This window comes from Maribacter taeanensis (genome assembly GCF_047345145.1).
Classification (GTDB): domain Bacteria; phylum Bacteroidota; class Bacteroidia; order Flavobacteriales; family Flavobacteriaceae; genus Maribacter_C.
On the sequence record NZ_JBLFER010000002.1, the window covers coordinates 638,911 to 657,902 of the forward strand.

At 38.0% G+C, this 18,992-nt stretch carries 16 protein-coding genes; 4 read left to right on the plus strand and 12 right to left on the minus strand.

Annotation, left to right across the window (positions count from 1 at the left end):
• Positions 1 to 27: 27 nt before the first annotated feature.
• Positions 28 to 612 (plus strand): nicotinate (nicotinamide) nucleotide adenylyltransferase, encoded by a 585-nt coding sequence (gene nadD, locus ACKWCD_RS08685; RefSeq protein WP_413983548.1) that lies wholly within the window; start codon positions 28 to 30, stop codon positions 610 to 612.
• A 2-nt stretch (positions 613 to 614) separates the two neighbouring features.
• On the opposite strand, the gene ACKWCD_RS08690 is transcribed toward nadD, so the two are convergent.
• The 4 genes from ACKWCD_RS08690 to yiaA form a co-directional block, all read right to left on the minus strand.
• A complete protein-coding gene (locus ACKWCD_RS08690; protein ID WP_413983549.1) occupies positions 615 to 1,775 on the minus strand; it encodes a sialidase family protein in 1,161 nt (386 codons plus the stop codon).
• A 54-nt stretch (positions 1,776 to 1,829) separates the two neighbouring features.
• Positions 1,830 to 2,402: a GDYXXLXY domain-containing protein gene (locus ACKWCD_RS08695; protein WP_413983550.1), complete on the minus strand. Its 573-nt coding sequence runs from the start codon at positions 2,400 to 2,402 to the stop codon at positions 1,830 to 1,832.
• Positions 2,395 to 3,690 carry a DUF2157 domain-containing protein gene (locus ACKWCD_RS08700; RefSeq protein WP_413983551.1) on the minus strand — a complete coding sequence of 432 codons (1,296 nt, stop codon included), beginning with the start codon at positions 3,688 to 3,690 and terminating at the stop codon, positions 2,395 to 2,397. The genes ACKWCD_RS08695 and ACKWCD_RS08700 overlap by 8 nt, the downstream gene beginning before the upstream one ends.
• A 113-nt stretch (positions 3,691 to 3,803) precedes the next feature.
• Complete coding sequence (yiaA, locus tag ACKWCD_RS08705) at positions 3,804 to 4,259, minus strand: inner membrane protein YiaA (protein ID WP_413983552.1); 456 nt, start codon at positions 4,257 to 4,259, stop codon at positions 3,804 to 3,806.
• A gap of 161 nt (positions 4,260 to 4,420) precedes the next feature.
• Between yiaA and ACKWCD_RS08710 the strand changes: the two genes are divergently transcribed.
• Positions 4,421 to 5,890, plus strand: coding sequence for a hypothetical protein (locus tag ACKWCD_RS08710; protein ID WP_413983553.1), 1,470 nt, complete (start codon positions 4,421 to 4,423; stop codon positions 5,888 to 5,890).
• Here ACKWCD_RS08710 and ACKWCD_RS08715 read toward each other — a convergent pair.
• From ACKWCD_RS08715 to ACKWCD_RS08735, 5 genes are all read right to left on the minus strand, one after another.
• Positions 5,887 to 6,294, minus strand: coding sequence for an STAS/SEC14 domain-containing protein (locus ACKWCD_RS08715; protein ID WP_413983554.1), 408 nt, complete (start codon positions 6,292 to 6,294; stop codon positions 5,887 to 5,889). The genes ACKWCD_RS08710 and ACKWCD_RS08715 overlap by 4 nt on opposite strands.
• A 133-nt stretch (positions 6,295 to 6,427) precedes the next feature.
• Positions 6,428 to 7,381, minus strand: coding sequence for a CAP domain-containing protein (locus ACKWCD_RS08720; protein ID WP_413983555.1), 954 nt, complete (start codon positions 7,379 to 7,381; stop codon positions 6,428 to 6,430).
• A 132-nt stretch (positions 7,382 to 7,513) separates the two neighbouring features.
• Positions 7,514 to 8,230, minus strand: coding sequence for a DUF6503 family protein (locus ACKWCD_RS08725; protein ID WP_413984127.1), 717 nt, complete (start codon positions 8,228 to 8,230; stop codon positions 7,514 to 7,516).
• Between the two features lie 54 nt (positions 8,231 to 8,284).
• Complete coding sequence (locus ACKWCD_RS08730; protein ID WP_413983556.1) at positions 8,285 to 10,588, minus strand: inorganic phosphate transporter; 2,304 nt, start codon at positions 10,586 to 10,588, stop codon at positions 8,285 to 8,287.
• A gap of 110 nt (positions 10,589 to 10,698) precedes the next feature.
• Positions 10,699 to 11,901, minus strand: coding sequence for a porin (locus ACKWCD_RS08735; protein WP_413983557.1), 1,203 nt, complete (start codon positions 11,899 to 11,901; stop codon positions 10,699 to 10,701).
• Positions 11,902 to 12,402: 501 nt separating this feature from the next.
• On the opposite strand from ACKWCD_RS08735, the gene ACKWCD_RS08740 reads away from it, so the two are divergent.
• Positions 12,403 to 12,762 (plus strand): toxin-antitoxin system YwqK family antitoxin, encoded by a 360-nt coding sequence (locus ACKWCD_RS08740; RefSeq protein WP_413983558.1) that lies wholly within the window; start codon positions 12,403 to 12,405, stop codon positions 12,760 to 12,762.
• A 71-nt stretch (positions 12,763 to 12,833) separates the two neighbouring features.
• Here the strand turns inward: ACKWCD_RS08740 and ACKWCD_RS08745 are convergent, their stop codons facing one another.
• From ACKWCD_RS08745 to ACKWCD_RS08755, 3 genes are all read right to left on the minus strand, one after another.
• Complete coding sequence (locus tag ACKWCD_RS08745) at positions 12,834 to 13,235, minus strand: carboxypeptidase-like regulatory domain-containing protein (protein ID WP_413983559.1); 402 nt, start codon at positions 13,233 to 13,235, stop codon at positions 12,834 to 12,836.
• Between the two features lie 205 nt (positions 13,236 to 13,440).
• The gene (locus tag ACKWCD_RS08750; RefSeq protein ID WP_413983560.1) at positions 13,441 to 14,619 is read right to left on the minus strand and encodes a multidrug transporter; all 1,179 of its coding nucleotides are present in this window, start codon (positions 14,617 to 14,619) and stop codon (positions 13,441 to 13,443) included.
• A gap of 32 nt (positions 14,620 to 14,651) precedes the next feature.
• Positions 14,652 to 17,435 (minus strand): TonB-dependent receptor, encoded by a 2,784-nt coding sequence (locus ACKWCD_RS08755; protein WP_413983561.1) that lies wholly within the window; start codon positions 17,433 to 17,435, stop codon positions 14,652 to 14,654.
• A gap of 204 nt (positions 17,436 to 17,639) precedes the next feature.
• On the opposite strand from ACKWCD_RS08755, the gene ACKWCD_RS08760 reads away from it, so the two are divergent.
• Positions 17,640 to 18,983, plus strand: a complete 1,344-nt coding sequence (locus ACKWCD_RS08760) for a deoxyguanosinetriphosphate triphosphohydrolase (protein WP_413983562.1) — start codon at positions 17,640 to 17,642, stop codon at positions 18,981 to 18,983.
• Positions 18,984 to 18,992: the final 9 nt, after the last annotated feature.

Here is an 18,992-nt window from a genome sequence, read left to right on the forward strand (position 1 = left end):
CGCCAGAATGAAGATAAATTTCCTACTATGAAAAAAATAGGTTTATATTTCGGAACATTCAATCCTATTCATATTGGGCATATGGTTATTGCCAATTATATGGTGGAGTTTTCTGATTTAGATGAGGTTTGGTTTGTCGTGACGCCTCAGAGTCCGTTTAAGACGAAGAAAACCTTGCTGGATAATCATCACCGCTATCAAATGGTTTTTGAAGCAACCAAAGACTTCCCAAAGTTAAAACCCAGCAAAATAGAATTTGATTTGCCTCAACCAAACTATACCATAAACACGCTTGTGCATTTGGATGAGGAGTATGGCAAGGAGTATCATTTTTGCCTTATCATGGGTGAGGACAATTTAAAAGGTTTCCATAAATGGAAAAATTATGAGGCTATTTTAGAGAATTATGACCTTTATGTTTATCCAAGAATTTCTGATGGAATAGTCGAACATCAATTCAAAGACCATCCAAAGATACATCGGGTAAATGCGCCAGTTATGGAGATTTCATCCACCTTTATTCGCAAAAATCACGCTTTGGGTAAAAATGTACGAACCATGCTTCCGGATGCTGTTTGGAAATATATGGATGAAATGAATTTTTATAGATAGGATTACTCATTCATCGTTACCCATCGAAATCGAATCTTCTTATAATCATCGGTTTCATAGATAACTCCCAAAGTATTTTTATTAAGTTTTACCATATCGGAATAGGCAGATGAGCCATCATGGATTTTGAAGAGCGATTGCCAAGTTTCCGATTCATCATAACTTGCCATTACAATTAAATCTAGTCTTTTGTCTACATGTGAGGGTGTTGAAAAGAGTAGCACGTTTTTACTAGCTTCTTTTTCAGAACTCCATCGAAGCAAGGCCGATTGTACAACAGGACCTGGAAATTTATCGGATTCTACAACATCTGAAAAGCCGAGTCCGCTATCTGAACTATAAGTTTCACCGCGATTCTTTTCTAAGGAACCTCCATTTTGGTCTCGTGTATTTACATAGATTCGACCATCCGTTAATTCCACAATAGTGGTTTCATTGGCCAATACTTCATCTTCAAGATTATCATCGACTGCGCCTATATTCCAAGATTCACCCTTATCATCTGAATACACAAGTGCCATCGTATATACCTTATTTCCTTTTCCAATGCTTATCGCCACTGGGGCAATCAATCGACCCTTATGGGTGCCGTATCTTAATTCAATACCGTGTACAGGGCCTAAAGCATGCCAACGCCATTGTTTCAGCTTTACTTGCCTTGTTATTTCTTTGGGAGTTTCCCAAGTTTCACCGTCATCTGTGGAAGATGTTACGTAAGCTTTTCGTTCTTCTTCAAGTCCGTAATCTTTATTCAATACATCATGTTCGCTTAAAGAAGTTGTGTTGAACAGCAGGACGATTTTATTCTCCTCAGAAACAAAAATCGGCACAGGATTCTGTACCGCCAATGTATCTTGGTCGTATAATAATTTTAAAGGCTCCCAACTCTCTCCATTATTGAAAGAGCGGCGATATACCAAATCGATATCGCCGAAATCACTAGTAGAATTCTTTCGCCCCTCAGCAAATGCAATCAAAGCAGTATTCGATTTGATAAGTGATGGAATACGAAAAGAAAAATAGCCCTCCAGACCAGAATAATATGGAATCGAAGTATTCGTCGAGTCTTGTGAAATGTCTTTGAAGGTGATATTCTCTGCAGTTTGCGAACTCAGCGCGCTGAATACCAAACAGCAAACAATTAACAAGAATGATTTTTTCATGGTGGTCAAATAACTCGTTTTAAAGTACTTCATTTGACCGACAATGTCAATTGTCTATTGAATACCTTCCTGAAACTCTTCAACAAATTCTTGAATTGGAGTGTCGTCGATAAAAACATTGTCCAAAACGGCAGTGCCATCTTTTACAAATACTAAACCATAACAGATTTTTGTTGTATCGACTTGTGCTTTCCGAACTGAAATCTCAGCATCATAGGCTTTGTTTTCATTCATATAAAAACGGTCAAATGGCAGGTCGAAATAAACCCTAGTGTCACTATAATTGTACCTGCTCTCCGCTATTACATACTCATTTGTAGTATTTATCAAAGTTTTGCTTACGTCTTCTACAGCAGCAAAACCCTCAGCATCGGTTTTGAGGTATACAAAAACTTTTCCACTGTAATTACTCCAGCCTTCTTCGTTTGTTTCAAAAGAATTCATCTCGTAATTTAAAACAATGTACTTACCTCTAAATGGGTCGCTGGGGTCTATTGGCGCCGTTTTGAACTTGTAAGCTGTGCCGGTATCAAGTGTATCTTCTTGCTGATATATCATTTGCCCAGGAATGAACAGTTGTACCGCAAACAGAAGAAATAATAGGCCTATATAGATTGATTTATTCATGACTTTGTGTATTTGAAGTAATAGCAGTTTTGCGTTGTTTCTTTATTAGGAGGTAATTGGCAAAAAAGAAACCGGCGCCGACTCCAATAAATAGGATTCCCCTAAAAATAAAATCCAGATTTGTGTCGAAGAATCGACAAATAATCAGTGCTGTAATAATCAGTAAGCCATAGTTCAAAATACCATAGCTGTTCTTTTGAATACCAATGCCAACAGCAAAAAGGCCTAGGGCTGCAACCAAAAGATTCGTGGCGACAATTCCGTAAACGGGACCTATTCCCCTGGTCAGGTATAGCAAGCCTATAATCAAAAAGGCATATTGAAATAAATTGAAACCTTGCACCTGTTTTTTCAGATGTAAATAGGCCAAAGTGGCAATACCTGCAATAAATAGGACAATGGTAATCAACACATCGATTTCGTCATAGGTTTCTTTGAGTGCATCTTTCCAGAACCATTCAAAGGTGAGGGTCATTAAAAGAAAAATTGTACCTAATGAACCGATGATGGTAAAACCATTTCTTCTAAGCTTTTGATTTTTGAAGATTGATAGTTGGCCTAGGTTATAGAATAATCCGAAGAGCCCTATATACATTAAAAATAGCAGGGTGTCACCATTTGTGAAAGTACCAAGTACAATCACAAGGCTCAATGGTAGAAGCCAGTTTAGTACTCCTGTAATATTGGTTTCAGGCTTTTGTTTTTGCAGTAATATATAGTACGGAATTACCCATGCAAATAATACTAAGTACAACCAAGGCTCATGATTACCACTAAAAGAATATCCGGAATAACAAGCATACCAAGTAGCGAGCACCAGATGGATAATTACAGCCAGGTTTGAACGCAATAAATATATCAACGGCGCTGTGATTATCGTCCAGACTAATAGGAAATTACTCAAATCGCCCGGAATATTATATATCTGACTGACCAAGGATATGGTCGCACCAACAGCGAGAATTAAGAAGGTAGCCGAAGATTCAATCCAGGTTGCACTTTTCTTCTTGATTAAACTATATCCACATGCAATTTGACCAATCAGAAGCGGTATAAAAGCGAAAATGGTTTTTATGTTTCGCGGCATATCATCCCAATTGTGGGCGATGATAAGAATGATGCCCAAACCGCTCAATAATGCTCCTAATACACCAAAAATGGTAAAGAGGCGATTCGGTTTGCTCTCATCTTTTGTATGATAGAAAGCCGTAATCTTTTGGGCGGTTTCAGAATTGATGATATCTGCTTCCAAAAGCTCGGCAAGCTGCCTTTCAAGTTTTGAATTCATTTGATGGTATTTATAGAATAACGTATTAAGAATTTTGGAATTGTATGATGAACAGTTCCATAGGATTAAAAACCAGGCTGTCTAATGAATTAAACAGCCTGGTTTTAGATAAGTTATTTCTCTTCAACGCTATCCAAATATTGAATATCACGTGTGTTTTTCTGCACAGCAACCGCCGCAAAAAGGCTCAAGGTAAATGACATGCCGTAGAATCCTTTTTCACTCAGGTCTAAGTCGGCATTCCATAATCCAATTATGAGAAGCGTAACAGAGGTGAGGGTAGTGAACCAGCTAATACCGTAATACATATCGGAAACTTTTATTCCCTCTTGACGGTCACGAACACTTTTTTGAACCGATACTACCGAGAATAGCCCGAAGAGTAGAATGGTAAAGTAATAGCCTTTTTCATTCAGTTGCATATGTGCGTTCCAAAGGCCAATACAATAGGAGACCATTCCGATTAAAACTGCCATCCAAGAGGCAGATACGAATGCGGAAGTTGGTCTTCCTGTAAACTCTTCAATTTTCTTGACTTCCTTTTTTTCATTAAATACTGAATTTTCCATTTTAATTTGATTTAGAAATTTCGATTATTATGAGGCAAAGATGCGAGAGAATGCTCATGAATGAAATACATCTTTTTTAAAAAACTTATGATTAAATAATGTATTTAAATACCATAATGGCTATATTTAATATTATATGGAATGAATTAACTTATGTTTTAATGCAGGGAATAGTTGCTATTGTAAGCACACTGACTTCCGATGAGAAGCAAGAATTCGTTCTTCAACTACGAAGAAAGAACCGCCGGACGGATACCAAAAATGAAAAGCTTTTCAAACTCATTGATGTTGGAAAGACTGAGGACTTGGATATACAATTGTATGGAAAACCAGCTCGAAATTCCTTTCATGCCCTATGCAAACGGTTACAAGATAGTTTGATTGATTTTGTTGCTAGTAAGAGTTTTGCCGGTGAAACATCCGAAGAACTTGAAATCCTCAAACTGCTTTTGGCAAGTCGTATCTTTTTTGAAAAGAAGCTGAATAAGCTCGCATTTAAAACTTTGGAGAATGCAGAGCGGATGGCAATTCCCTTGGACTTATATTCCATCTTAAATGAAATTTATCATACCAAAATTCAATATGCCCATTTAAATACCAATTGGATTCTTGAGGAAATCATTGAAACTTCTAAAAAGAATATGAAATTGTTTCAACAGGATTTCCATTTGAATAGAGCTTATGCGGTTATAAAATCAAGATTGAAGAACACGGAGCATAGTTCTGTGTCAAACATAATACAAACTACCTTTTCTGAATTCCATATAGAAATATCCGATACACTTACCTACAAATCACTTTTCCAGTTAATGGAGCTGACGGCCACCGCAGCAAAAGCTCAAATTGATTTTTATGCGATTTCTCCCTTTATGTTAGAGCTATATGATATTGTGGATAAGAAAAGCAGTCTTAAAAGCAAGCATCGCTTTTATCACTTAAGTATTCTGAATTTACTCGCGATAACCCAATTTAGGAATAAGAAATTCGCTGTATCAATGCAATTTACCAAAGAAATGGAGCAAGAAATGCAAAAAGAAAACAACTTGTTCTATAAACGTTTTGCGGAGAAGTTAGCTACTCTTAAAGCCTTGAACTATAACTATACTGGAGAACATGCAAAAGCACTTACAATTTTAGAAGATTTTAAAAGTGATTCTCTGGACTTAAAACTCCTGATTGCCATGTGCTTATTCCAGCAAGGAAATTTTTCAGAGTCTTATCAAATCATAAAGAACTTGAGGCATACAGATACATGGTACGAGAAAAAAATGGGATGGGTCTGGGTGGTAAAAAAGAATCTTATTGAGATTCTGTTATTAACCGAATTAGATAAGCTCGACCTTGTTCTTGTGCGTCTGCAGCAGTTCAAACGTAGGTTTTCAAGGTTGCTTCAAAATAAAGGAGAAAAACGTGTTTTGACCTTTGTAAAGTTGATTAGCAGGTATTATGAAAATCCGAAGCAGGTGACAACAGAAAAATTCAAAGATGAGGTTGAGAATTCATTTGAATGGATAGGAAAAGAACAGGAAGACATTTTTGTAATGAGCTTTTACGCTTGGTTGAAGTCTAAAATGGAAGAAGCAGATCTGTATGAGGTTACTTTAGAATTAGTTGGTCAAAAAAGTACTTAACGCGATTTTTCAATAATTTCTTCAGCCCAGAACATAGCGTTATCTAATTCACTAAAAACTTTAATAGGCTTTTTAATAAACAAGCGTTCGAGGTGTGCTAGCATTCTTCTTCTTTTGTTGGTCGCAACAATGGCGAAGCCTTCGAAATTTGGAAAAAGGTCATACACCTCTTTATAGCCAACAGGGTCAATTGCATAGGAATGTAATCGATGAGAAATATATACGATTGGTTTGTCATTCCCATAGATCTCGATGGCCAGTTGAATGGGTACAATAGCACTTTCAAAGGTTACGTATTCACCTTCGTTAAATTCACCCACAATAAAATTGGGGTAAAACACAAATCTGCCCACATCGAGATTATGTTCAACTAGAGGAGTTGGTTTTGTACGTATTTCGCCCATATCAGTCTTAAAAGTTAAACAATATAACCTTATAAGTCCAGTATTGGGCTCGGAAAAAGTTGAAAAACTGAATTTTCGTTGAATGTTATGAAATGTTCGGTAAGCGAATTTTTTCTCGTAAGAAAAACCGTAACTATTCTGTCGCGTCAAATAGTATTACCTCATATTCAAATGTCTCCATTTGATTATTAATATCAACATCATTTATAGTTATGGTGTATGAAGTATCTTCTAGTAGTGCGCTTGTATTGATTGAGGGTATCCAAACGATTGTTCGATCTCCAAATTGGTTATTTAATTCTTCAATCTCTAATGCGATTGCTTGGTTGTTCCCATCTTTCATAACAATTGTAGTACTATTGAAATCTGCGCCAGCTATCGAAAACGACCATCTTTGATAGGCTAGTTGTTTTGGGGCATATCCTTCGGGCGGCCATGATATAAATTCAGGCGCGTCGGCCGGAGGTGTCCCCGCATTACCCAGTACCCAAATGGCATTGGTAGCGTCGGTATTTCCAATTCCAATTTCCTGAAGTTTAGGCCAGAGAAGCCATCTGCGATGTCCTACAGGACCATTTTTACTGCCTTGGTCACGGATGTATGAATCAATAGCTTCTGCATTCTTTACTTGGGTAAGTAAAGAGTTACCTGCACCTTCTTTACCAGATTCTGAGTAGCAAGACCAGGTGTCTGGTGGAAAATGGTCTAAAGCTCCATTCGATTTCATCAATAAGGCAGCATCTTGTGCCTTATCACTTTTGGTTTCATTTTCTGAAATGCTATTGTTCAATCCAACCGCTTTTCTGAAATAAGCAATGCGCATAAATATTTTATCCATTGTTGCTTGTGGTACATCACCTGCTTCACAGGAAACTACATTACCCGACCAGGCTACGTCAGCTGAAGTGCTTTTTGAAGCTAAGTAGTAGTCATCATATAGTTTTTTTGCAGATGCGCGGGCAGAAAGGTTGACCGCCTCTAGCTCCTGTTGTTCCTCTTTGGATAGCGGATTCGTTTCCTCTTTACTACAAGATTGAAATACTAAGATTGTGCAGGTTAATAGGATTAGATTTTTAGCGGAACGCATAGGCAAAATGTTAGACTATGCTTTCTTAACGTGTTAATTGCAAAATAGGTATAAACTTTTCGATGAACGGACCCCCTCTGCCAGCGGCATCTCACCCTCAAGGGGGAGAAAACAGCAGTATTTTTTAAATTTTTAGAGCGATGACGCTTTGGTCAAAACATCTGTCCCTAAGTATTTATCATCTTTGTTGTAATACCATGCTCGGGTTTTTGGCATTTTGATTCCTGAGATTTCTTCTTCTCCTGTCAGTAGAATATACTCTCCGTCTGGTTTAGATTCGTCACGAAAGAATTGATATACTTCCATGGCATATGTGTTTGGGTCAAAATAAAAATACCAAATATCGCCGCCTACTTCCTTTTCGTAAGTTGTTTTTAAAACCAGGTATTCCTTGCCCTTGAAGGTTTTCTTTTGGGTTTTGGAGTCTATGATCGTTCCTGGGTCTTTTAATTTCATGGGTAATCCGTAGAGATAGGTATAGTAGTTTTTATACATATTCGCCCGCTCGCAGGTTAAACGATGTGTTTTTTTGTCTTCTTCGGATATTTTAGTGCTTCCGTTTAGCATGAGTTCGCATCCCTCTTTACTTACGGATTGTTTCAAGGTGAGTGTATCCTTCATTGAGGTTACTTGAAAGTATTCCTTAGGAAGATTTATTATGATGTCGCTAACACGCTCTTTTCCATCGGGAGTGCTCATGGTAACACCTAAATTCCCTTTAAAAGAAGACCAAGAATCATTTGGGTCGTGGTATTCGATGGCTTTTTGTAGCAGTTGTGAACCCGTAAGTTCTTGTGCAGAAGAAACTAAAGAAACTAGCGCTGTTAAACATAAAAAAAAGTACCTCATCATAGTAGTTATTTACTATGGTAAGGTACTTATAATTCTTGATTCTGACAGAAACTATTCTTCAGTGGGCGTATCAATCGTTGCAGGAGCAACAGAGCTATCATGCGCTGTGTGATATTGCTCCAATAGATTCATCGTCGCTGTCATTAGGTCTTTTGTCTCTAATAACAGAGAGAAGTAAAGTGTCGTGTTTTTCGGACTAGACTCTTCAGTTCGCGTTCTAGAAACTTGTGTTTGTATTTTATCAGAAACCATGTCAAACAATTTTTGTTTGCTTTGTAAAACGGCTCCGATTTCTTCAAATGACCTATTGTCAAAGGCTTCTTTAGTTTCTCCTAAGATGGCTTCTAATTCCGCATCTATCTCTTTAAGCTCTTTAATCTGATTGTATTTCAGCTTCTTGTGATTGTTGTTGATGTGCTTGTGGCTAATCTTGGTGATATACTCAAGCGACTGCGCCATATCTTGCAAATACCCTAGAATATTGATGTAGAAGTTACTGGCTCCAATGCTCGCTTCATCTAGATTCTTAATGAAGTAGAATATATTATCCCGTAAATCATCAATTTCGCTAGAAAGCTTTATCACCCCTTTTTTGTTCTTCTTCAGTAGTGATAAATCTTGAACCGCCAAACCGTTAATACTATTTGTATAGAGCTTGTTTGTTCTTTTAACTACTCTAGCAATGTTACCAGCACTTTCTTCAATTACACCTTGAATAGAACTGCTTTCGGCCCTGTCAAGTGTATCTTCTGCTTTCTGCTCTTTGGCTTTTTTGTTGTAAGCAATATAGTTTCTGGCCAATAACAATACGGCCGTAAACAAGAGTATAGCAATGGCTGCACCTTTTCCGAAATTGATAATCGTCAATACGGTACCCGCTGCGATGAAAGCAATAATTGCGGTTCCAAACCACCCGCCGATTACGTTTAGTACTCCGGCTACACGGTATACAGCACTTTCTGCTCCCCAAGCCCTATCTGCCAAAGAAGTACCCATTGCCACCATAAAGGTTACATAGGTTGTGGATAATGGTAATTTATAGGATGTTGCAATGGAAATAAGTATACCAGCTACCATTAGGTTTACTGCCGCTCGCACCATATCAAAAGCAGGAAGCTGATGTACCTTATCTCTAGAAAGAGAGATTACCGGTTTTTCAAATTGCTTGTCAATTGTCGACTTCATTGAACTCGGTAAAATCGAATTGAAATACTTTGAAACTAAAATAGAACCTCGAACCAATCCTCTTGAAAGGAAATTGGGTTGAAAACGTTCTTTTGCCTCTCCTTCACGAGAAAGGTTGATTTCTGTATCAGCAACATATCGTGCTTTTTTAGAAAGCCATAAGGTTACCACCATTATAACTCCTGATAAAAACAGAAGTAGTGTAGGAGTAGGTACTTTTTTCGATAGTACTTCCATGCTGAATTCCGTTGCGGGTATTCCAGCAGCTTCCCATGCTTCGTACGATTGCCATGCCGCGATTGGAACACCAATAAAGTTGACCAAATCGTTTCCTGCAAATGCCAGGGCAAGGGCAAAAGTTCCAACTCCGATAATTAATTTATAGATATTGACTTTTGCAAAACTCATAAGAACATAAGAGAGAAAAGACCAAACCACGAAGTTAACACTAGCGATTGCTATCCATTGGTCCTCTAGAAAATCTTTTATTTTAACACCACCAATAAGGTCAAAAGTTTCACCAGCATATGGCGTTCCTTTGATACCTTTCATAAAGATGAAATAGGTGATGGCTGAAAGCGCGGCACCACCAAATAAGGCAGCAACCCAAGTTGCTTTTTTCTCAAAATGATAGGATAATAGCAGCCTCGAAATCCATTGCACCAGCGCCCCTATGGTAAAGGCGACGACGACCGACAAGAGTATACCGGAAATAATTTGAATTGCTTTTTCAGTATTGATATAGTTTACTACTTCAGTAAAACTACCATTGTCAGCTACAATTTTGATAAGTGACATGGCAACTGCAGCTCCCAACAAGTTAAAAACGATGGAAACCGTAGTAGATGTTGGCATTCCCAAGGTGTTGAAGAAATCAAGTAGGAGGATATCTGTTATCATAACAGCCATAAAAATGAACATGATTTCGTCAAAAAAGAATTCCCCGGGATTAAAGATTCCCTTACGTGCAACCTCCATCAATCCACTTGAAAATACAGTACCACATATCATACCCAAACTGGCTACAATCATGATAGTTCTAAACGATATGGCTTTTGAGCCAATAGCTGAATTTAGAAAGTTGACCGCATCATTACTGACACCAACTACTAAATCGGCAACCGCCAAAACGGCCAGTGCAATAACGATTAATAAGTAAATATTATCCATAATTTCTGGTAGTTATAATTTTGCAAATATCTATAGTCTAGAGGTGTACAATGTTACCTCAATGTTAATTTTCCTTCCAATGTCTTGTGGGCTTGCCCCGAGGTTATTTACTAGAAGTGTATGTCGAATTGCAATCGATACATCAATTCATTTGAACCTCCGTCTACAGTAAGATAGCTTAAATCGGTTTGTACCTTTAGTTTATGCCCAGCAAGATATTTTGAGAGGCCTAAGGTATATTGCGTTTCTGGGTTTCTTCCAGTAAGATCATCTAAATTGATATCGGTATATCGACCTGATACTTCCCAATTGCTTTTGAATAAATATCCGGTTTGTAAGTTTAGTCCGTTACCGACCCAAACAGTATCTCCAGTTTCTGTACCGTCAGAGTTTTTTGCTATTGGGTCATCAGCATCTCTATTTGCATATTCCCACATAAAAGAGAAGCCACTGTACTTGAACATTCCATCGAAGAAGAAAGTATTCACATCGGTTTCATAAAAACCTAAATCGTTTCGCATGTAAGAGCCTTGATTGCTTCTCGTTTTTACAGCATTTTTATTAGTGTCATAGTTTACTGCGAACATTAGTTTTGGTGTTTCCTCTCTTTTTAGATCACTTCCGCTATAATCACCTTTACTTTTGAACTTACCGAAAGGAAGGAATTCAAGTCGCGCCGTATATTGGTGACCACCTAAATTACCTTGGGTAATATTTCTTCCTTCACCCTGAGATAGGGCAAGTTTCTCACGGATTAAAAATTTCTCGCCAAGTGTAAAGTGGTGTCTTAATTGCACGCCCATATCACGGTCGATATTAAATCGACTGTTTACCAAAGAACGGTCTACTTGTTGTAAGTTTCCTGAGGATATAACACGTTCGATGTTACCAGGTAATTTCGTCTGACCTACCCATAGTTCGAAGTTTTCATAGAAATTCCACATGACAACCGCATCTAGAATGTAGCGTGGCGTGTTTCTGGTAAATTCAGACCCTCCAGAGATATCTCTATTTGAAAGACCCAACTCCATTTTATATTTCAATTTTGGAGAAAAAGCAAAACCATCGAATTTCAATCGAGCCCGTCGAACCAAAAAGTTTTGTTCAGGATTGACTAGATTCCCATCCGCAGTTTCATCCCAAGTAGAAATACCTAAGAATTGCATACGTGTACCAATTTTCATGGTCCATGTACTATCTTTTCCAACTAAATTAAAGAGTCCCTTTCCAAATGCGGGGGCGTTGGTTTCTTGAGCAAATGTCATACAAGAAACACTTAAAAAAAGGCCAAGGGCCAGAAGTTTTGTTCTCATCAAAGTATTAATTTTTGTCGAGTGCAAAAGAACTGTATCAATGTTAAATTAATGTTGTGCGAATGTTATTTCTAGAAGAATAATTTATAGGATATTAACAAGTGATAAAGTTGGGTTTGTTATGGGCGCTTTTGGACCAAAGCGGATGTGGATAAGATGATTTAGAAAAGCTCCTGTCCGAAGAAAATACTAAAAACAAAACATAAAAAAAGCTACCTTGGCCAAAGGTAGCTGTAGATTTCAAAAAACTAGTCGACAAAAACTAATACGTGTAATGAAATCGATGTTGTCTTAAGACAAACACGAAGATCGTTGTTGGATGTCACCTTAAGGTAATCCTTATATTAAGTAATCTTTAATTTTGTTAAAAAAGCCTTAGGGTAAGATACTAACAATCAGTATGTATCGTTTTCAATGTAAAGTTAATGTTATGTAAATGTTGCTTTAATGTGAATTATATTATATTTTTATGGCATCAATAAGAATCCCAAAACTCTAGTTATGAAAAAGACAATTTTAGTTATAGCCCTCCTTTTTATTTCTGCTGCTTCATTTGCACAGGTAGAACCAGAAATGAAACTGAATAAAGAAACCAATTTAATCGAGGCGACTTATTTTCACGCAAATGGTGAAATAAGTCAAAAAGGAACTTTCAATCTTGAGAAAAAGTTACATGGTGAATGGTTAAGTTTTAATAAAAAAGGAGAGACTATTTCTGTAGGTTCATATGCCAATGGAGTAAAAACTGGAAAGTGGTTATTCTGGGCAAATGATATTTTGAAAGAAGTGGAGTACAATGAAAATGCCATTGCAGCGGTAACCGAAACCAAAAATACCGAAGGTATTGTAAGTAGAAATTAAACTTGACCCCCGATATGTAAAAAAGCGACCTATTCAAATAGGTCGCTTTTTTAATATAATAGGTTTAAGAATTATTCTCTTGGAGTCTTTTCTGCACCAGAAGGGAATGCTGTTTCTTGTTTTGAGGCAGTATCCAGTCCAGAAACATTATCAAAGTTAATTTGCATTGGAGCTAGAACGGTTTCTATTTGCGAAACTGAGTTTTCTGAAACGACTATAGTTACCTCTTCGGTTTGATAACCTGCATAGCTAATTGTTAAAGTATGGGAACCAGGGGCAAGGTCATCAATTTCAAAATTCCCATGAAAATTGGTCTGGTAACTTGTCTCAGAACCCTTCACCTCAATATTTGCAAACAGCATAGGTTCATTATTCATTGCTGCATCGGTAACGGAACCTTTTATGACACATTGACTCTGCGAAAATAATAGGCTTGTAAAAAGAAGTGCACTAGCAAAAATTATATTTTTCATCAAAAGACTTTAATTTGACACAAAGAAAAGTCGGTAATGTAAAATTAGGGTTAAGTTGAAATTAATTGTTCGTTTCAAAAATGTTAAATAACGGATAACTGTATTGAAAAATACCAAAAGAAAACCCCGCATTTCTGCAGGGCTTTCAGTGGTATTTAATTTAGCTTTAGCTAAGCTATAGCCCAATCAAACATAATTCATAGGCTTAGTTACGCGTCCAACCACCATTCCAAGAAGTGTAATCGGCTCCTGTTCCGTTTCCGATTCCGGTAAAGAATTCAGCTTCTCCAAACGTATCGCCAGTATCATTTTTAAGATTTACCGTTACATCATCAAAGCTAATGTCAGTAACACCAGTGTCGCCATCAATAACCCCTTGGCCTGTTGGACTATCGGCACCATCACTGTCTAAATCAAAACCTTCGGCAAAACCTGATATCAGCACGTTGTTAAAAAGTGCTCTGGTTCCGGCTCTTAATCGTACCGCTTCGTTCTCATTGGAAGAACCATTTCCATTTATGGTAATATTGTTAATAGTGGGAGCAGACCAGAACAATGGGTCAGCATTGTTTCCAATATCAGTGTTGAAACCATCCCCTTCGATTCCTTTATCATGTGCTTGTCTGTGCTCGATATATACATTTGTCAAGGTTCCTGTGAAACCTTCTGTCCAGTCGATAGAATCATCTTGGGCTCCGATTACAGATACAAATGATGCATTTACAGTTCCTCCAAAAAACTCAACACCATCATCTTTGCCCTCAAATGCTTGTATGTATTCGATAGTTGTTCCATTACCAACTCCATAGAAAGAAAATCCATTGTTTTCGGAAGAGGCATCTGCCGCTCCGCCTGAATACTCAATACGAAGATATTTCAAGATTCCCGAGTTATCGTCTGTTGCACTTCCGCCATAAGGCAATCCCCCTATTTCAGAGGTAGAGGTTGCGTCGCCACCAGAAACGGAATTAATCGGAGCTTTTCCTAAGATGATAAGACCACCCCAATCACCAGCGTTTGGAGTAGTAGAATCAGAGGTAAAAACAATCGGATTTGTTGATGTACCTTCCGCCATGATTTGGCCACCTTGCATAATGGCAACATATACATCAGCACCAGTAGTAGCTCTGATTACAGCACCTGGCTCGATGTTTAGTGTAAATCCTTCAGGAACAATTAAGGCAGTAGTCAATTTATATTCCGTTCCGGTAGTTAAGGTAAGGTCTTCAGTAAGTGTTCCACCGATTTCAGAAGTACCTGGATTAGTTGGATTAGAAGGATTCCCACCTTCTTGATTAATTATGACATCTGCCGTATCATCGGCAGCACATCCTACTAAAATGATTGCCATTGCAAAACCTAAAAGAAACTTGCTTGTTTTCATGAATAGTAATTTAATTGTTCGTTATTATTTGATTAGAATTTATACTTGAATTGGAACCCGATATTGAGTCCTCTTTTGAAACGAGATAGTGTAATATCACCACCATCGACTTCTCGAACCCGTTCAATATTTGGGTTTAGAAGATTTTTAAAACTCGCGTTCAATTCCATTTTTTCGTTGATATTGTTTTTCCAAACAAAATCAAGCGTAGGAACGCCTTTTTCGATAATGTTTCCTAATTGCCCTGAACCCAATGCGTCAATACGGTCAGAGAAATATGAGAATACAAGGTTCGCAACGGGTTTGTAAGAACCAAATGTTGGGCGATAGCTCAAATCTGCATTCAACAGCAAAGGAGATGCTCCTTGCAGTTGGTCTGAATCTCGATCAAATGTCGTTGAGAAAACACCATTACTACCTTTAAGGTCTTGTTTGGTATAGGTATACGTTGCGTTGATACCTGTTGATAAAACGCTTTGCTCATCGGCATCGGTAATAAGGGCCTTGCGAACCTCAAATTCAAAACCAAGTACTTGTGCTTGATCTCCAGTTCTAAAGAAACGCTGTGTTCCTGTAGCATCATTTGCAACTACTAAATTCACAGGGTCATTGATGGCCTTTGCAAAAGCGGAGATTGATAGCAGCTCACTAGGCTTCATGAACCATTCATATTTGAAATCCACATTATATATCCTGGAAAATGCAGGGTCGTTCAATAGATTTGGATTTCCTCCAATACGCTGTGTTACATCCTCATAAACAAAAGGGGCAACTTCTTTAAACTCCGGATTCGAAACTGTGCTGCTAAAAGAGAATCGAAGGTTTTGATCTTCGTTCAAAGCGTATTTTACATTTAAGCTCGGAAGGATGAAAAATTCACTAGCAGCCCTTTCACCTGGGTCAGTTGCTGGAAGGTTAATCACATCATACGAAATATCTTGGTCAAACTTTTCGAAACGTATACCTGGTACCAATGAAAGTTTTTCGCTAACCTGATACACTGCATCTGTATAGAAAGCATGAACATTCAAATTCCCTTCATATGTATTTTCAAGCTGACCAGGTAGATTTACATTGCCTAAACCGTTTTGTGGGTCAAGGCCATTGAATACCACGGTGTTGAAAACCGTTCCAAGATTTTCCTGAGTGAAAACACCATCTAAATCTCTTACATCTCCTACGGGAGTGTTGGGTTGAATAAAATCATATCCGTAACGAATGTTCTCAAAAGTTCTTTGCTTTGAACGTCCATTATAGCCAAAATTAAAGTCTAATTTTTCAGAGACATTGTAAGAAAGGTTAATTCGCGCATTCAGCTCACTATCTTCGATATCTTGAAAATAACGCTGGTTGTCGTACGCGATGTTGCTGAAGAAAAATCCGTTCGTATTTTCATCTCCATCAAGTTCAAGGTCATAACGCTCTATAGAGATTCGCTTTCGGTCTGGCTGGCGGGCAAGTACATTATTGTAACCAACTCCCCAGTCCAATTTTAATTTTTCGCTTAGCGTACTTGTACCAAGTAGTTGATTTACGAAAATCATGTCTTGGCTAAACTGTATATTGGATTGATAGAAACCACGATCCGTATCGAGAATGGCATCACGGTTGGTGCCGAGACCCTTGGTTCCGAAGTACGAAGCTTCATCAGTTGCATCGTTGATAAAAAGAGAATTGAATTTTACTTTGTGCTTGTCGTTGATACGATATACAATGTTCGCCATTGCCGTGGTATTTCTGCCATACTCATAAACTTCGGTATTGGGAAAACGCTTCTTTTCAACGGTAGTGTAATCAACCGCCGGACCTTCGCGGAATTCGAAGGAATTTCCGAAAGAGGCCGTAGCAAAAACACTTAAGCGCGATGCTTCACCAATATTCCAAGACTTTCCGCTGGCGAAACTTCCTGAAATACCCGCAGTTCCTTCCGAAGAAATAGCATCAACTCCGTGAGACAACAATACCGCATAAGGATTGTTTCTATACCGATTGTAAAAACCAAAATAACCAGTGCCTTCACTTTTTACGAAATCGGTTCCTAAGGCATTTGTGTTTACGGTAGTTCCTAAATCGATATCAAGGAAGAAATCTCCTGTATGTTCCTTAGAAGTAATATCAACATTACCTGCCGCAAAATCCCCATAAAAATTAGCAGCATGCGTTTTACTAACACCAACATTCTGAATAACATCCGAAGAGAACAGATTTAAGTCGATGTTCTTCTTTTCAATGTTATTTGATGGAACTGGAAGACCGTTATAGGTCGTATTTAAATATCTATCACCAAGACCTCGAACATAAACATTACCGCCTCCTTCTTGTTTTGATACCCCGGATATCTTATTTACAGCAGCAGCTGCATCGCTAATTCCTTTGAAGGATAATTCTTGTGCGCCGATACTTTCCTTTACAATTGTTGCATTTTTTTGGTCTAGCAACAAAGCAGTTTCAGATTCTTTTGTGGTGGTAGCTGTACCTACAAATTCTTCGAGTTCAACTCCTGCTGCTGCGGATAGTCCGACATCAATAGTGGTAGATTTACCCGCTTCGACAACAACATCGGCTTTCGTAATGGTTTCGTAGCCTAAGAAACTATAGACAACGGTGTACATTCCTGGTTCTAAATTTGCGATTTCGTAAAGACCGTCAAAATCAGAAGTGGTGCCCTTGGTAGTACCATCGATTAGAATATTAGCAAAAGCTAAGGGTTCGTCATTAAAATCGGTATCGGTTAACTTTCCCACAATACTTCCAGTTTCTTGCGCAGTAATTTGAGCGGTGGCCAGCAGTAGCAAGCCAATCAATAATTTTCTCATTTCAGTTTTACTATGTTTGATTTAAATACCGCTGCAAAAAAACCACACCATTGTAAAAGCCGAGTTACCTGTATGTTAAAGATGTATTGTAAAAGCGTTAGCTAATTGTTATGATATTAAGGGAATGTTAAGCAGTTATTCTTGAGGCTAGAGTTTAAAGGGAATTCGCAAAATCTGTATCTTGCGGACTACTAAAACAGAACCATGAACTGGGAACAACTTCTCTCCTTAAAACGCTTTGGCGACACGCATAAAAGACTCCGAAAAGAACAAGATGAAATCCGGTTAGGGTTTGAAGTAGACTACGACCGTATTATTTTTTCTTCAGCTTTTCGGAGTTTGCAGGACAAGACTCAGGTCATTCCCCTTTCAAAAACCGATTTTGTACATACGCGCTTGACACATAGTTTGGAAGTATCCGTTGTTGGTAGGAGTTTAGGGCGTATTGCAGGGAAAAAATTATTAGAGAAACATCCACATTTAAAGGAAATGCATGGGTATCGTTTCAATGATTTCGGAGCGATTGTTGCCGCTGCTGCATTGGCACATGATATCGGGAATCCGCCTTTCGGACATAGCGGTGAAAAGGCTATCGGAGAATATTTTGCAACAGGAAGCGGTCAAAAATACAAGGAGCAATTGACGGATAAAGAATGGCAAGATATTATTGATTTCGAAGGAAATGCCAACGGTTTCAAGTTGCTAACAGAAACTCGGGAAGGAGTCGATGGCGGATTGCGATTAAGCTATGCCACCTTGGGTGCTTTTATGAAATATCCGAAGGAATCACTTCCTAAAAAACCAACTAAGCATATCGCGGATAAGAAGTTCGGTTTCTTTCAATCGGAAAAAGAGAGTTTCAAAGAAGTAGCGGAGGAACTCGGATTAATTCAAACTCGTTCAGGGAAAGATATCAGCTTTTCAAGGCATCCTTTGACTTATTTGGTAGAAGCAGCCGATGATATCTGTTATACTATTATTGATTTCGAAGATGGAATAAATCTAGGATTGATTTCCGAAGATTACGCGCTGGAGTATCTTATCAAATTAGTCAAGGACAGCATAAATACCAATAAGTACAATTCTCTGAAATATAAAGAAGACCGACTAAGTTACTTACGCGCCTTAGCTATAAACACTTTGATTCAGGATGCTATAGATGTTTTTATAAACAATGAAGAAGCTATTCTGGATGGGACATTCGATGTTTCCTTAATGGATAAAAGTAAGTATGAAGCTCAGATAACGGATATCATTTCTTTGAGTGTAGACAAGATTTATCAATCTCAAGAAGTCATCGAGAAGGAGATAGCTGGTTACAAAATCATTTCAGATATTCTAGATGTCTATATCACAGCCTTAGTCAGAGAGAAAGAAGGGAAGGCTTCGAATTATGATGGTTTAATGCTTAGTACGCTTCCAGAGTTTTATAGACGGACAGATATTTCTATTTATCAGATTCTCTTGAATTCCTGTTGTTATGTCGCCAGCCTTTCTGATAGTGCCGCCGTACATATTCACAATAAGATAATGGGGAAGCAACTTTAAATTTTTTAT